Origin of the sequence: Variovorax sp. WS11 (assembly GCF_010499245.1) — a bacterium.
Classification (GTDB): domain Bacteria; phylum Pseudomonadota; class Gammaproteobacteria; order Burkholderiales; family Burkholderiaceae_C; genus Variovorax.
Map to the genome: position 1 here is coordinate 1,854,439 of NZ_JAAGOW010000001.1, position 14,169 is coordinate 1,868,607.

The following is a 14,169-nucleotide window of genomic DNA, read 5'->3' on the forward strand; positions in this document are numbered from 1 at the left end:
GTGCTCTCCTTCAGATGTCGAGGACCAGCTTTGGCCCCTTGGCGCGCGAGATGCAGATCTGCATCACGTTGCCCTCGGCCTTCTCGCGCGCGCTCAGCACGTAGTCGCGGTGGTCGATCTCGCCTTCCAGCACCGGCGTCGTGCACACGCCGCATTCGCCGCGTTTGCAGTCGTACATCGGGTCGCAGCCATGCTCGATCAGGCAGTCGAGGATGCTCTGATCAGCGGGCACCGTAAAGCGTTGGCCGGATTGGGCGAGCTCCACCTCGAAAGGCTGGTCGCCTTCCTCGGCGACCGTCGTGGTGAAGAGCTCGAAGTGCACGCGGTCGTGTTCCCAGCCGCGCGCCTGGGTGCGGGCCAGCACGGCGTCGAGCATGACCTTGGGGCCGCAGACGTAGAGACGATCGCCGGCGGGCACGTCGTCGAGCACCGCGTCGATGTCGAGCGGCGTGCCGGCGTCGGCGTCGGCATGCACGCGCAGGTTATCGCCCAGCAGCGCCTGCAGCTCGGGCAGGAAGGCCATCAGCTCGCGGCTGCGGCCGGCATAGTGCAGGCGCACGGGCTCGCCCTCGGCGCGCCGGCGCGCGGCCATGCTGGCCAGCGGCGTGATGCCGATGCCGCCCGCGACCAGCACCGTGCCGCCGGGGCCGGTGTGCAGCGGAAAGTCGTTCTTCGGCGGCTCGATGGTGACGAGCTCGCCCTCCTTCAGCCGTTCGTGCATGAAGCGCGAGCCGCCGCGGCCCTCGGCCTCCTTGCGCACGGCGATGACGTACTGCGTGGGCGCGTTCGTCGCGTTGCGCTCGGTGGCGAAGTTGATCAGCGAGTAGTGACGCCAGTCCTTCGCGCCATCGGGCAGCTCGACCTGGATGCGGAGATGGGCGCCGGCGCTGTAGCCCGGCAGCGCGCGGCCATCGTCGGCGCGCAGGACGAACCTGCGAATCAGCGGGTTCAGCTCCTGGGCTTCGGCAACGCGCAGTTGAAGCGTGGCAGTCATGCGTGTCTCTCTCGTTGCAGTTCAGGCCAGCGCATGCCGCGCCAGCATGGCGCGCAGCTGGTGGCCCTGTTCATCGGCCAGCGCCGCATCGCGCAGCTCGCGCAGCGTGGCCGGCGCCATGCGAGCGCCCGCCCGCTGAAAGGCGGCCATCAGCGTGTCGTAGTTGCGCAGGCCGCGTTCGTGGGTGTCGCTGTAGCCCTTGACCAGGCGCTGGCACTGGGCGAGCTCGACCGCCAGCTCCGGATGCTGCGCGGCCGTGCCGGCGATGCGCTGCAGCCATTCCTCGATGCGGCCGTTTTCCTCGGCATAGCGGGTGGTGCTGTGGCGCCAGCGCTTCATGGCAGCGACCGTGGAGAGCATCAGGTAGCCGCGCAGCGAGCTGGTGCGGATCACGCGGCCCTTGCGGGTCATGCGCTCCACCAGGCGGCGCGGCCAGCCCGAGCCCATCAGCCAGCGGCCGAGGCCGCCGGGCAGGGTCTCGCAGATCTCCTGCAGGCGCGGGTGCATGTATTCGTTGATCGCGAGCAGCTGGCCCTCTTGCACGCCGGCCTCGCCGCGCACGCGCTCGAAGCGCGAGGCGCGGGTCTTGAGCGCGGCGACACGGGCCGTGTCCTCGTAGGACATCCACAGCGCCAGGTGGCGGGCGGTCTCGCGCTGCAGGCGATGGTCCTCGCCCGCGGGCAGCGCGGCGATCGCGGCCATGCGGTCGAGGTAGAGGCCGGCGTAGTCGGTGTCCTGGTAGTCGATGAGGCGCCGCACGGCTTCGAACAGCACGGGGTGCAGCGTCGGCGCGAAGTCGCGCTGCACGCGCTCGACCAGCGCACGCACCGCGGGATGCTTCGGCTGCGGCGGCGCGCTCGGTGCGGGGATGGACACCGCTTCTTCCGCCGCGCCCTGGACCCGCACGAAAGCGGCGCCGAAGGCCTTCAGGCTGGGCTTGACGCCGACACCGCCGCGCTCGATGGTGGCCTCGAACTGCGCACGGCTGAAAGGCAGCACGCCGGAGCCGGCCAGCGCGCCGAAGAGCACCGCGCTGATCACGCTGCCCGCCGCCTCGGCGGCCTGCGCCATGTCGAAGCGGATGAAGCGCTTGGCGGCCTTGTCCGCGTGCGCCAGCAGTTGGGCGCTGTCGACGCGGCCGTCGCCCATCGCGCTCTTCTCGGCAATGGAATACACGCGGTGGGTGGAGGCGATGAGCGTGCTGCGGTCCTGGGTGACCAGCCCGCGCTGCACCGCGCGGCCGGCTTCCATCAGCTCCGAGGCCAGCACCACGTCGACGTCGCCCGGCAGCGGCATCAGCGCCAGCACGGGCCGGCCGCCGTCGGCATCGGCCTGCGCTTCGGGATAGAGCTCGACGTAGTAGATGGTCGCGCCGGTACGCTGGGCCACGCCCGGCACCGAGGTGGTCTGCGCGACATAGCCGTTGGCCTCGCCCATGTCGACGATCCAGTCGGCCAGCACGCCGCCGCCCTCGCCGCCCATGGCGAGGATCGCGATCTTGATAGGTTGAGCGGTGGTCATCGTTTCAGAACGCATAGGCCGCGCGGCGCTTCGCCTCGCCGCGCTGGAGCCAGCCGATCACGCCTGCGCGCACGCGCTGGCGGAAGCGGTCCCAGCCCGTCGGGTTGCTGACGATCTGCGCCTTGTAGAAAGAGGGGCAGAGCACGGCGGCATGCGACACATCGCCGCAGTTGCCGCAGCCCACGCAGCTGTCGAGCACGGTGGCGACGGGATCGACGCGCAGCGGATCGGGGTTGGTCTTGATCGACAGCGACGGGCAGCCCGACAGCCGGATGCACGAATGGTCGCCAGTGCAGGTGTCCTCGTCGACGCCGAACTTGTCGCGCACCATGCGCTTGCCTTCGGCGATGGCCTTGCGCACCAGCGGCTTCTCGCGGCGCTGCTTGTTGAGCATGCACTCGGACTGCGCGATCAGGACCTTGGGGCCCTTCTGCTTCGTCGTCAGCGCCTCCTTGATCACGTCGCGCATGCCGGCGACGTCGTAGGTGCGGCGCATCGTGCGCACCCATTTCACGCCCACGCCGCGCACCGCGCGCTCGATCGCATGGCCGGTGCTGCGGGTTGCGTTCTGCGCCTTCGACGAAAGGATGTCCTGCCCGCCGGTGGCCGACGTGTAGTTGTTGTCGACGACGATGGTCAGGTTGTCGCTCTTGTTGAAGACCGCGTTGGCCACGCCGCTGGTGAGGCCGTTGTGCCAGAAGCCGCCGTCGCCCATCATCGAGATCGCGCGCTTGCCCGCCGGCGCATTGAGCGCCGCAGCGCCCGCGCCGCCCAGGCCGTAGCCCATGGTGGTGTTGCCGATGTTGAAGGGCGGCAGGATGGAGAACAGGTGGCAGCCGATGTCGGCGCTCACGTGATGCGGGCCCAGTTCGCGCTCGACCAGCTTCATGGCGCTGAAGATCGGCCGCTCGGGGCAGCCGGTGCAGAAGCCCGGCGGGCGCGCATGCACGCTGTCGCCCAGCGGCAGGGCGGGCTCGGGTGCGGCGTCGACGCCGATCTCGGCGACTTCCTTGAGCGGGATCACCTTGCGCACCGGCGCGGGCACAGGCAAGGGTTGCAGCCGGCCGTAGCGCTCCCCGAAGGCGCGGGCGCCCTTGAGCAACTCGGCCGCCGTGTATTCGCCCGCCACGGGCAGCATGTCCTTGCCGTGCAGCGCGGTGGTGGAGCCGGCCTGGCGCAGGATGGTCGCGAGGTTCTGCTCGACGAAGTTGGGCTGGCCTTCTTCCACCACCAGCACCGCGCGCTTGCCCATGCAGAAGCGCAACACCTCGTTGTCGACCAGCGGGTAGGCCACGTTCATCACGTAGAGCGGCACCTGCGTGTGGCCGTAGACATCGGCCAGGCCCAGGCGCTCGAGCGCGCGCAGCAGGGTGTTGTAGCTGCCGCCCTGGACGATGATGCCGATGTCGTCGGCATCTTCCGAGAAGAACTCGTTGAGCTTGTGCTCCTCGATGAAGCGAACCGCGGCAGGCCAGCGCTCCTTCACCTTCTCCTGCTCGTGCACGAAGCTGGCCGGCGGCAGCACGATGCGGCTGACGTCGCGCTGCGGGTTCTCCAGCGCGTCCTTCAGCGTGAAGTCGGCCCGGCGGTTGGCGCCGGCCACGAACTGGCCGTGCACATGGCAGGCGCGGATGCGCAGCTGCAGCATCACCGGCGTGTGGCTGGCCTCGGAGAGTTCGAAGCCCTTCTTCACCGCATCGACGATGGAGGGCAGGTTGGGCCGCGGATCGAGCAGCCAGATCTGCGACTTCATCGCGAAGGCGTGGCTGCGCTCCTGCATGATCGAGGAGCCCTCGCCGTAGTCCTCGCCCACGATGACGAGCGCCCCGCCGGTCACGCCGCCCGAGGCCAGGTTGGCCAGCGCGTCGGAGGCCACGTTGGTGCCCACCGTCGCCTTGAAGGTGACGGCGCCACGCAGCGGGTAGTTAACCGAGGCGGCCAGCGTGGCGGCCGCCGTGGCCTCGCTGGCGCTGTTTTCGAAGCGGATGCCCTGCTCGGCCAGGATGTCCTGGGCGTCGGCCAGCACGTCCATCAGGTGCGAGATGGGCGCGCCCTGGTAGCCGGCGACATAGGAAACACCCGATTCGAGCAGTGCCTTGGTGACTGCCAGAATGCCCTCACCCCGGAACACCTCGCCTTCGGCGAGCCGGAGCTTCTTTACTTCCTCGACGAACGATCGTTCAGCCATGGTTCTGTTTCTTTCCGTGACGGCGTGGGAGCCGCCTCATTGCATGGTCTCTATAATGTTCACAAGTGAATGTATCCACAATCATGAATAACCCTAGACACGCAAGCTGCGTGCCTGGTGCAGCCGAGGGGACGCTTCATGGCCACTGCCGCTTCTAAGAAGAAGGCCTTGCGCTTCGTCGACGACTACCTGCCGGCGCTGCTGGCGCAGGCCAGCCAGCTCATTTCGTCGGAGTTCCACGTGGTGGCGCGCCAGCACGGCTTCTCGGTGTCGGAGTGGCGGGTGATGGCCTCGCTGGCCGGGGGCGAGGCGGTCAGCATCGGCCAGCTGGCGCAGGTCACGGTGACCAAGCAGCCGACAGTCACGCGCCTGCTCGACCGCATGGAATCCAAGGGCCAGGTCGAGCGCCTGCCCCACGACAGTGACCGGCGCATCACGCTGGTGCGCATCACGCGCAAGGGCGCGAAGACGGTGGAGCAGCTGATGGACCTGGCGCGCGAGCACGAGCGGCGGGTGCTGGAGCCCTTTGGCCTGCTGCGAGCGGAGGAGTTGAAGACGACGCTGCGGCAGATGATCGAGCTGCACGCCGGTGCGGCGGGGGAGGTGGATGAGGCGGAAGAGGACTCGCAGGCGTAGCGGCTTCGCCGCGCACGACTGCGACTGAAAGCCACATCCTGAATCCGTTGCCTCGAGGGGCAACACCGCCGGCGCCAGACCCCTTAGATTGGGGGGCGGATACCGCGAACGTGCGGAACTGCGACTGCAGTCATCCCGTCAAGTCTATTCGTCATCTGAGTCCCACTGGGCCAGATCTTCGACTGGTTCAGGCAGGCGACCTTCGAGCGCTTCTGCTATCCACGCCGGGTCGATGTAGTTGTGAGTTGGTTCAATGATCCATGAAAGGAAGTCCTTTGGACCGCCATTCATATAAGGAGGAGGCGAAACCGGCTTGAAAACAGTGGGTAGCTGTTCTTCAAGGGATATGTAGTTCAGAACGAAGCCAAGTTCCTGAACCACATGCCAGGCCAGTGAGTGGTCGAGATCGAGGTTCAGTTTCACCCACCAAAAGGCGTCCGGAGTTGAATCCGATGAAAGGACCTCCACGCCTGGCACTCGTGACAGGAAGGCGACCAGTTTGGGCAGCCCAGCCGTGATCACGTCGCGCGTCACTGCCTCGATAGGTGGCGTGACCGACTCCAGCTTCTCAATGACGTGTGCGTGCAGGCTTCGCCCCGCATCAGACGCTTCACGCTCAAGTGCTTTGTGAAGCTTGCTTGGAAGTTCGAGATCCATATTCAGTCTTATCGATGAGTTGTCGGAGGGCGATGACCTTAGCCAGATTCGAGCCCGCGAAGCAAGTTAGCGAGAAAGAGAGAGAAATGAAAGCTCTCATAGATAAAAGCATTTGTCTCCAGCACGAAGACGAATGTCAGGAGTCCTGGCGGCAAGGCGCTTACACGCACGCCAACGCCAGGGCCAGCCTCGCGCCCACCTCGGCGTTGTGTTTCACGAGCGCGATATTGGTCGCCAGGCTGCGCCCGCCCGTCAGCGCCTTGATGCGCGACAGCAAAAAAGGCGTGACCGCCTTGCCGGCAATGCCCTGCGCCGCGGCCTCGGCAAGAGCCTGGTCGGTGATCGCGTCGATCTCCTCGCGCGGCATGGCCGCGGCTTCCGGCACCGGCGTGCTCAGCACCACGCCGCCGGCGAGGCCCAGGCTCCACTTGGTGCGGATGAAGCGGGCCTGCGCATCCGCATCGTCCAGGCGATAGTCAGCGCGCAAGCCGCTGTCGCGCGTGTAGAAGGCCGCGAAGTTGTCCTGCCCGCAGCTGAGCACCGGCACGCCATGCGTCTCCAGGTATTCCAGCGTGAGCCCGAGGTCCAGGATCGACTTGGCGCCGGCGCACACCACCGCCACCGAAGTCTTCGCCAGTTCCTGCAGGTCGGCCGAGACGTCGAAGCTCTGCGCCGCACCGCGATGCACACCGCCGATGCCGCCGGTGACGAAGACCTCGATGCCGGCCAGCGCCGCGCAGATCATGGTGCCGGCCACGGTGGTGGCGCCGAGCTCGCCGCTCGCGAGCACCGCCGGCAAGTCGCGCCGGCTGACCTTGTGCGCCTGGTCTGAACGGCCGATCAGCTCCAGTTCATCGTCCGACAGCCCGATGCGGATGCGCCCGCCCATCAGCGCGATGGTCGCGGGCTCGGCACCCAGGCTGCGGATCGCTGCCTCCACCTCGCGCGCCGTGCGCACGTTCTCCGGGTAGGGCATGCCGTGCGCGATGATGGTCGACTCCAGCGCCACGAGGGGCCGCCCGGCGGCGCGCGCGGCAGCCACGGGCGCACTCAGGGCGAGCCAGGATTGGGCAAGCGGGTTGTCCATGTCGATGCGTTCTCCTGGGCGATGCGGGCGCAATGATCTTAGATCCTGGCCCCACGCACCCTCCTCAGGGCACCAGCACCGCCCGGCCCCGATGCCCGCGCTGCGTGATCCATTCGAGCGCGCTCGCCGCCTCGCCGAGCGCGAAGCGCTTCACTTCGAGCGTGAGCCTTCCGTCCGCCAGCCGCGCCAGCAAGGCCGGCACGGCGGCGCGGCCGGCGGCTTCGCGCCCGAACATGTTGAGCGGCAACAGCGCCACGTCGCGCTGCAGGAAATGGGCGATGTTCAAGGGCAGCGTGTTGCCCGCCGTGTAGCCCACCAGCACCGCGCGGCCGCCGGGCACGACGCAGGGCAAGGCAGCCTCCAGCACCGGGCCGCCGACGGTGTCGACCAGCAGGTCGACGGGCTGCTGCTGCGCGTCCTCCGTGCGAGCGAGCACGATGGCGCCGGCCTCGCGCACGAGCTGCACCGTCATCGATCCCACCGCGCCGGTGGCGCCGGTCACCAGCACGCGCTCGCCGGCCTGCAGCTTCGCGATCTCGTGCAGCGCGACCCAGGCCGAGATGCAGGGCGAGAAGAAGGCGGCGCCGAGCGCCATATCGAGCCCATCGGGCAAGAAGCCCAGCGCCTCGTCGGGCGCGTCGATCAGCTCGCACCAGGTGCCGTCCTCCGTCGTGCCCAGGCCGCTGCCGCGCACCCACACGCGCTGGCCGGGCGCATGGCGTTCGCTCGCGACCACGGTGCCCGCGGCCTCGACGCCGGGGATGTAGGGCAGCGGCGGATGCTTGAGGAAGGCGCCGTTCCAGACCGTCCGATCGATATGGCCCACGGTGGCTGCGGCCATGCGCACGATCGTCCGGCCCGGGCGTGGCTGCGGGTCGCGCAGCGCCTCCAGCACCGGCGCGGCGCCGAAGCCGGGAATGCGCACAGCCTTCACGACAGCGACTCCAGGAAAGACAGCACCGCGTCGGCGAAGGCCTCGGGCATCTGGTCGGGCAGCGGCACCATGCCACCCTCGATGTCGACGATGCAGGCCTGCGGGATGTGCGCCTTCAGCTCCTGCGCATGCGGGGCGGCGAAGGGATCGTCGGTGGCGCGCACGATCAGCGTGGGCTGCCGCACCTTCGCGATGCGCTCTTCCATGCGATAGGCCGCGACGGCGCGGTGACCCTCCTCCATGCGCCCGCTCACCTTGAGCGCGTCCAGCACGAAGGCCTCCAGCAGCTCGGGCCGCCCGGCCGGGTAGAAGCCGAGGCGCTTCTGCCACAAGGCCGCAAGATGGCTGCCGTCGCCGCTCATCGCCACGTCGTCGATGGGCGGGCGCTCGGCCCGCGCCCGGCGGAAAGCGGCGTCGGTGTACGGCGTCGACGACAGCACCAGCCCATGCACGCGCGCAGCGAAGGCGCTCGCCAGCTCGACCGCGATCACGCCGCCCGTGTGATGGCCCACCACATGCACGCGGGCGATGCGCAGCGCGTCCAGCAACTCGACGGCCACGCGCGCCCATTGCTCGATGCTCGCGGGCACGCCGCCGTCATCGGAATCGCCGAAGCCTGCGGTGTCCATCGCCACCGCGCGGAAGCGGCGCCCGATCAGGGGCAGCACATGGCGGTACTCGGCCCAGCTGCGCGGCGACTGGTGCAGCAGGAGCACCGTCTCGGCACGCGGATCGCCGCAGCTCGCGTAGTGGACCTGCCCGACCGACAGATCGGCGAAGGCGCGGCGGATCTTCGTCATGGCTGCGTCCCGTCGGCGGGCGGGCGCCACAGCCCGGCGTGCTTCAACATGCCGAGCGTGCGCGCCAGCACATCGCGCCGGTAGGCGCCCACGTCCCGGCCCACGTAGTCGTAGAAGCCGCTGCCGCTCTTCAGGCCCAGCCGGCCCTCTTCCATCATGCGGTCGAGGATGGCCGGCGCCGCATAGCGCGCGGGATCGATCGAGCCCGACATCTCGCGGCTCGCGTGGTGCAGGATGTCGGCGCCGCCGAAGTCGATGAACTCCACCACGCCCAGTGCGGCGAAGCGCAGGCCGAGGCCGTAGCGCGTGGCCTTGTCGATTTCCTCCGCGGTGGCCGCGCCCTCCTCGACCATCCGTGCGGCCTCGTTCATGACCAGCGCCTGCAGCCGCGGCACGATGTAGCCAGGCGTCGGGCCGCACACCACGGGCAGCTTGCCGATCGCTTCCATCAGCGCCTTGGTGCGCGCCAGCACCGCGGCATCGGTGCCCGGGTGGCAGCTCAACTCCACCACCGGGATCACGTAGGCCGGGTTGAGCCAGTGCATGTTGAGGAAGCGCTCCGGCCTCTTCACCAGCGCGGCGATCTGCGTGACCAGGATGCTGCTGGTGGTGGAGGTGAGGATGGCGTCCTCGCGGCAGTGGCGGTTGATCTGCTCGAAGGCCTCGCGCTTGGCCTCCAGCGTTTCGGGCACGCCTTCGAACACCAGCTCGGCCGCGGACAGCGCGCGCGGCGCGTCGGCGGCGGGCACGAGTTCGACACGCGCTGCGATCGCCGGCACTTGCGCCGCATCGAGCACGCCCAGTTGCGCCAGGCCCGAGAGGCTGCTCTCGATCTCGGCTCGCGCTTCGGCGCGCAGCTTCTGCCAGGCTTCGTCGCTGCGCACGCGCAAGTCGACCAGCGCGATGCGGTGGCCCGCGTAGGCGAAGGCAATGGCGATGCCGCGCCCCATGCGGCCCGCGCCGACAGCGGCGAAGCGCGGCGCTGAGGCGACCTCATTCGCCATCGTGCAGCCTCTTCTTCAGCGCGGCCTGGTCCAGACCAGCCAGGCCTAGCGCCTCGAAAGTGCGCGGGCCTTGACGCAGGTCGCGACCGAGGAAGCCGCCGACGATGGCCAGCAGGCCATGCGCGATCGGCGCATCCACGCCCGCATGGCGCGCTGCCGAAGCCAGGAAGGCCAGGCCCAGCTCCGTGTCCTCGGTGATGTAGCGGTGCGCGTAGAGATCGATGTTCTCGCGCCAGTCGCCCGACTTCACCAGCTGCTTGTGGGCATCGCCGTACATCCACTGGTCGTTGTTGTAGTGGTCGGCCAGCGGATAGTGCGGCGCGCCCTGGCCGAAGGCCTCGCGCACCGCGATGCGCTCCTGGTCCAGCCGGTCGGTCACGTCGCGCACCGCGCGCTGCGTGCCCTCGTTGTGGATGTCCCAGCGCTCGAAGTGCTGCAGCGGCGCGGCATTCATCACCATCAGCGGGGGATGGATGATCGGCCCGGCATTCATCAGCGCACCCGAGAGCGCATCGCCGCAGCCGTGCACGCTCGGGTAGGCCGCGCGAATCACCTCCAGCGCCTCGCGCTCCTTGCGCGCCGGATACACGCCGGTCGGCAGGCGGATCGCGCGAATGGTGACGTTGACCTCGCGCTCGCCATGCTTGCGCGCGAGGTAAGGCAGCGTGCCGGTCTCGGCCCAGGCCACGTCGGCGCGGTTGCCGGCCTGCTTCACGATGCGCGCCATCACGAAGCTGCCGAAGGTGCCGGGCGGCAGAAACACCACTTGGCCGTCGACCAGGTGCGGCGCCATGGCACGAGCGATGTCTTCTTGCGCGATGGCGGGCGTCGGAATCACGATCAGCGAGGCGCCGCGCAAGGCCTCGCCGATGTCGGCGGTCGCGACTGCGATGGGCACGTCGCGTGTGCCGCGCGCGTCCTTCAGGCAAATGGAGCCGGCCTGGCGCACGGCCGCCAGCGCATCGGCATCACGGCGCCACAGGCGCACCGAATGGCCGGCTTCGGACAGGTCGGCAGCGGCGGCATAACAGCCATGGCCGCCGCCCAGGATCGCGATGTTCATAGAGCAAAAAGTGTTGTGGGGCCACGGGCCGCCGATCTGCAGACCGGCGGGCTGACCAATACATTACTTTTCATCAATTTGACTGTCAACTATCGTCAACCCGCCCCAAGCAAGCCATCGAGCTCGGCCAGCGAATCGACGAAGCCGTCGGCGTCGACCTCGCGCACCGGCTGGCCGTGGTTGTAGCCATAGCTCACCAGCACCACCGGGCAGCCGGCGGCGCGCGCCGCCTGCGCGTCGTTGCTCGAATCGCCGACCATCAGCGTGCGGGCGGGCGCACTGCCCAGCGCCTCGCAGGTCTTCAGGAGCGGCAGCGGATCGGGCTTCTTGCGCTCGAAGGCTTCGCCGCCGAACAGATGCTCGAAGTAGCCGTCCAGGCCCTTGACCACCAGCAGCGGGCGCGCGAAGGCGATGGGCTTGTTGGTCAGGCAGGCGAGGCGCAGGCCCCGCGCACGCAACGCGGCCAGCCCTTCGACGACGCCGGCATAGATCGGCGCATGCTGGCCGTTGATAGCGAGATAGTGGTGCTGGTAGCGAGGCCAGGCTGCATCGAATAGCGCGGCATCGGCCGGGCGATCGTCGCGCACGTGGCGCAACACAGAGCGAATCAGGTGCTCGGAGCCCTTGCCGATCATCTGGCCGATCGCCTCGGCAGTGATCGGCGGCAAGGCGAGCTCGTCGAGCATGCGGTTGAGCGATACGACGAAGTCGCCGAGTGTGTCGACCATCGTTCCATCGAGATCGACGATGGCTGCCTCGAGGTGGGAACGGCGCAGGGCCGCAAGGTTGGGGGAATGCAAACTAGATCTCCAGAATCGTGATTTATTCTGCCCCGGGAGCATTGGCGAGTGACGCTGACTGGCAAACTCTTTGCATCCAGAGGTCCTTGCGAGGCGCACTATGAAAAACTGGCAAGAAGATTTGCTGCGCATCGTCGCTGTCGCGCCCAGCGAGCAGGAGATCTTTGACGAAATCATTGCTGCTGCGCGCGGGCTGGGCTTCGAATACTGCGCCTATGGGATCCGGTTCCCGTTTCCACTGTCGAATCCCCGAGTTCTGACCCTGTTCGACTATCCGAGCGCATGGGCCGAGCGCTACCATGAAGCTGGTTACGTCGCCACCGATCCCACGGTCCAGCATGGCCGGCGCAGCCAGACGCCCGTGGTCTGGAGCGACGAGCTATTCGCGTCCACACCGCAGCTGTGGGCGGAGGCGCAATCCTGCGGCATACGCGTCGGCTGGGCTCAGTCAAGCCTGGACGCCAATGGCGTTGGTGGCATGCCACTTTGGCGCGTTCAGGCGAGGATCTCTCGGCGCATGAACTCCAGGTCAAGGAGCCAAGGATGCGATGGCTGGTCAATGTTGCGCATTTGGCCTTCACCCGTGCTCTCTTGCCCAAGCTGTGCGAGGTCGAGGAGAAGTTGACTATCCGCGAACTCGAAGTGCTGAAATGGACTGCCGACGGGAAGACATCGAGCGAAATCGGGCAAATACTCGCCATCTCCGTCGATACGGTCAACTTTCATGTGAGCAATGCCACCGCTAAACTCGGCGCCGCTAACAAGACAGCCGCCGTCGTGAGAGCTGCGATGCTCGGATTGCTCAATTGACATAGCGATCGAGCGTCACCGGGTTCTCGCGCTATCCAGCCCAAGGGCGCAGCCACAGAGATCCACGGAGTACGCCCATTGAGAAATCCCGCCTTTGATGCGCCGGCGCATCCCGACGGCCTGCTGCGGCTTCCGACTCCGGCACTGCGAACCCTGCAGCTGACACACCTGATGTCGGGCATCTACGAAGAGCCCTTCCTGCCCATGCTGCAGGCATGCGGTCGCCCCACCACGATCACAGGCTACACGGAATGGATCGATGCAGAGGGGTCGCCCGTGACGCTGGGCTGGGACTGGGAGATCCGCTGCATCCCCGGGCAGGTCCGATGGCATCGCCTGAGCCTTCCTTTCACCAATGTGCTGCTGGTCAACGAGGACCGGCGCGACCTCCCATGGCAACGCAACCTGCATCGCCTTGCCGAGTGGGTGGACACTCTCGCATGGGCCGAGCCGCTACGGACTGCCCTGCTCCTTCGATACGCCTGCGGTTCCGGCCACTAACTCTTTCGTGGGTGAGGTTGTCCTACCAACATTGGTAGTTTCCATCCGCCTCCGATTTGGGTGAAATACCACCCACTACAAAGGAGTCAGGGTGGAATTCACTACAGGCACATCACACGAGCTACCCGACGAAGTTCTCGTCGGGCTCGCTCAATACCGGCACAAGGTATTCGTCGAAACCCTAGGTTGGGACTTGGCCACGCAAGCCGGCCTCGAACTGGATGAGTTTGATCGATCGGACCCCCTCTTCGCATGCTGGATCGAACTCAACAACACATCGAACGTCCCCAACTAAGGGCCGTTCCTCCCCGTGGCACCGATCGGCCGTCCCGCATCGCCAACGATGCGATGAAGCCGCTCGCGCGCATGGTGGCCGTGCTGCGTAAGGAAGGCCTTCATGCCCTTGTGGACGTCCGCAAAAGAAATAGGCGCCGCGAGGACCACGTCTCCCGCAGTGCAGCGCAAGGTCTCGGTGGCCTTCACGGGGTTTTCTCGCGCCAGGAAGAGCAAGGGCACGTCGCGACCGATCAGGCTTCTGGCGGCGCGGACCCAGAGCTGTTGGTCGCCCGGGTTGGGCGGCAGTCCCACACAGAGGGCCGAGCAGCGCAGCAATTTGCCGCGCAGCTGGCTCAGTTCCTCCAGGTCATTGAAGACGAGCGGCGCATGGCCCAGCGCCCGGATGGCGCGACGCATGTGCTCACGCGAGCGAAGGATCGGGTCGAGCACGACCACGCGTCGACGCAGTTCATTTCCGGCAGACATGTCATTGAACTCCAACGATTGCGTGTCAGCGCTCGCAAGAAGCTGTAACACAGGGGCTTCTTGTGCCGCCATCACGCGGGATGTAAGACTTAAGGATTGCGATAGTGCCGATCAACAAAAGTCGTGTGGCCGGGTTGTGACAATTGATCAGGATTGCGCAGGGGGAGAAGCAAGGGTTTCCCAAGTCCTCCACGAAACAAGGCCGCGAGCGATCGGGTGAGCGCGATCTGCGAGGCGCAGGCATCGGTCATGTCGCCGACGCGATCGCCGGGGGGCCGACAACCTGATGAATTGTCGCGTCGGGTCAGCCGCGCCCCGCCTGGAGGCCTAATCTGCCAGCCGCAAACGAAACAAGGGGCTCCTCCACCGGCCCGCAGCTTTCAGCGGCGAACGAAGTGGCTTCTTTCTGATT

The 14,169-nt window shown here is 67.4% G+C and carries 13 protein-coding genes and 1 pseudogene; 3 read left to right on the plus strand and 11 right to left on the minus strand.

Annotated elements, in window-relative coordinates; all coding sequences use genetic code 11:
- Positions 1-10: 10 nt before the first annotated feature.
- The 3 genes from GXN78_RS09315 to GXN78_RS09325 are packed head-to-tail and all read right to left on the minus strand — an operon-like array spanning position 11 to position 4,703.
- Positions 11-994, minus strand: a complete 984-nt coding sequence (locus GXN78_RS09315) for a PDR/VanB family oxidoreductase (RefSeq protein ID WP_106557059.1) — start codon at positions 992-994, stop codon at positions 11-13.
- A gap of 21 nt (positions 995-1,015) precedes the next feature.
- Positions 1,016-2,515, minus strand: coding sequence for an indolepyruvate oxidoreductase subunit beta family protein (locus tag GXN78_RS09320; RefSeq protein WP_106557058.1), 1,500 nt, complete (start codon positions 2,513-2,515; stop codon positions 1,016-1,018).
- A 4-nt stretch (positions 2,516-2,519) separates the two neighbouring features.
- Positions 2,520-4,703, minus strand: a complete 2,184-nt coding sequence (locus GXN78_RS09325; protein ID WP_106557057.1) for an indolepyruvate ferredoxin oxidoreductase subunit alpha — start codon at positions 4,701-4,703, stop codon at positions 2,520-2,522.
- Positions 4,704-4,841: 138 nt separating this feature from the next.
- On the opposite strand from GXN78_RS09325, the gene GXN78_RS09330 reads away from it, so the two are divergent.
- The gene (locus tag GXN78_RS09330; protein ID WP_106557056.1) at positions 4,842-5,339 is read left to right on the plus strand and encodes a MarR family transcriptional regulator; all 498 of its coding nucleotides are present in this window, start codon (positions 4,842-4,844) and stop codon (positions 5,337-5,339) included.
- A gap of 144 nt (positions 5,340-5,483) precedes the next feature.
- Here the strand turns inward: GXN78_RS09330 and GXN78_RS09335 are convergent, their stop codons facing one another.
- From GXN78_RS09335 to gph, 7 genes are all read right to left on the minus strand, one after another.
- Positions 5,484-5,996, minus strand: coding sequence for a hypothetical protein (locus GXN78_RS09335; RefSeq protein ID WP_106557055.1), 513 nt, complete (start codon positions 5,994-5,996; stop codon positions 5,484-5,486).
- Positions 5,997-6,156: 160 nt separating this feature from the next.
- Positions 6,157-7,083 carry a pseudouridine-5'-phosphate glycosidase gene (locus tag GXN78_RS09340; RefSeq protein ID WP_106557054.1) on the minus strand — a complete coding sequence of 309 codons (927 nt, stop codon included), beginning with the start codon at positions 7,081-7,083 and terminating at the stop codon, positions 6,157-6,159.
- A 64-nt stretch (positions 7,084-7,147) separates the two neighbouring features.
- Positions 7,148-8,017, minus strand: a complete 870-nt coding sequence (locus GXN78_RS09345; protein ID WP_106557053.1) for a zinc-binding dehydrogenase — start codon at positions 8,015-8,017, stop codon at positions 7,148-7,150.
- On the minus strand, positions 8,014-8,817 hold the full coding sequence (locus GXN78_RS09350) for an alpha/beta hydrolase (RefSeq protein WP_106557052.1): 804 nt from the start codon (positions 8,815-8,817) through the stop codon (positions 8,014-8,016). Before GXN78_RS09350 ends, GXN78_RS09345 begins: the two co-directional genes overlap by 4 nt.
- On the minus strand, positions 8,814-9,821 hold the full coding sequence (locus GXN78_RS09355) for a 3-hydroxybutyryl-CoA dehydrogenase (RefSeq protein WP_106557051.1): 1,008 nt from the start codon (positions 9,819-9,821) through the stop codon (positions 8,814-8,816). Before GXN78_RS09355 ends, GXN78_RS09350 begins: the two co-directional genes overlap by 4 nt.
- Positions 9,811-10,884 (minus strand): NAD/NADP-dependent octopine/nopaline dehydrogenase family protein, encoded by a 1,074-nt coding sequence (locus GXN78_RS09360; RefSeq protein ID WP_106557050.1) that lies wholly within the window; start codon positions 10,882-10,884, stop codon positions 9,811-9,813. Before GXN78_RS09360 ends, GXN78_RS09355 begins: the two co-directional genes overlap by 11 nt.
- Before the next feature lie 95 nt (positions 10,885-10,979).
- Positions 10,980-11,684 carry a phosphoglycolate phosphatase gene (gph, locus tag GXN78_RS09365; RefSeq protein WP_258186996.1) on the minus strand — a complete coding sequence of 235 codons (705 nt, stop codon included), beginning with the start codon at positions 11,682-11,684 and terminating at the stop codon, positions 10,980-10,982.
- A 100-nt stretch (positions 11,685-11,784) separates the two neighbouring features.
- Between gph and GXN78_RS09370 the strand changes: the two are divergent.
- Positions 11,785-12,494: pseudogene (locus tag GXN78_RS09370) on the plus strand (autoinducer binding domain-containing protein).
- A gap of 78 nt (positions 12,495-12,572) precedes the next feature.
- The gene (locus tag GXN78_RS09375; protein WP_164255393.1) at positions 12,573-12,995 is read left to right on the plus strand and encodes a DUF4902 domain-containing protein; all 423 of its coding nucleotides are present in this window, start codon (positions 12,573-12,575) and stop codon (positions 12,993-12,995) included.
- A 291-nt stretch (positions 12,996-13,286) separates the two neighbouring features.
- Here the strand turns inward: GXN78_RS09375 and GXN78_RS09385 are convergent, their stop codons facing one another.
- Positions 13,287-13,829, minus strand: a complete 543-nt coding sequence (locus GXN78_RS09385; RefSeq protein ID WP_164255394.1) for a hypothetical protein — start codon at positions 13,827-13,829, stop codon at positions 13,287-13,289.
- Positions 13,830-14,169: the final 340 nt, after the last annotated feature.

Coding starts and splice junctions, on each gene's coding strand:
- GXN78_RS09355 (WP_106557051.1), bottom strand. CDS start 9,821: ATGGCGAATGAGGTCGCCTCAGCGCCGCGCTTCGCCGCTGTCGGCGCG.
- GXN78_RS09315 (WP_106557059.1), bottom strand. CDS start 994: ATGACTGCCACGCTTCAACTGCGCGTTGCCGAAGCCCAGGAGCTGAAC.
- GXN78_RS09335 (WP_106557055.1), bottom strand. CDS start 5,996: ATGGATCTCGAACTTCCAAGCAAGCTTCACAAAGCACTTGAGCGTGAA.
- GXN78_RS09360 (WP_106557050.1), bottom strand. CDS start 10,884: ATGAACATCGCGATCCTGGGCGGCGGCCATGGCTGTTATGCCGCCGCT.
- GXN78_RS09325 (WP_106557057.1), bottom strand. CDS start 4,703: ATGGCTGAACGATCGTTCGTCGAGGAAGTAAAGAAGCTCCGGCTCGCC.
- GXN78_RS09350 (WP_106557052.1), bottom strand. CDS start 8,817: ATGACGAAGATCCGCCGCGCCTTCGCCGATCTGTCGGTCGGGCAGGTC.
- GXN78_RS09385 (WP_164255394.1), bottom strand. CDS start 13,829: ATGGCGGCACAAGAAGCCCCTGTGTTACAGCTTCTTGCGAGCGCTGAC.
- GXN78_RS09330 (WP_106557056.1), top strand. CDS start 4,842: ATGGCCACTGCCGCTTCTAAGAAGAAGGCCTTGCGCTTCGTCGACGAC.
- GXN78_RS09340 (WP_106557054.1), bottom strand. CDS start 7,083: ATGGACAACCCGCTTGCCCAATCCTGGCTCGCCCTGAGTGCGCCCGTG.
- GXN78_RS09320 (WP_106557058.1), bottom strand. CDS start 2,515: ATGACCACCGCTCAACCTATCAAGATCGCGATCCTCGCCATGGGCGGC.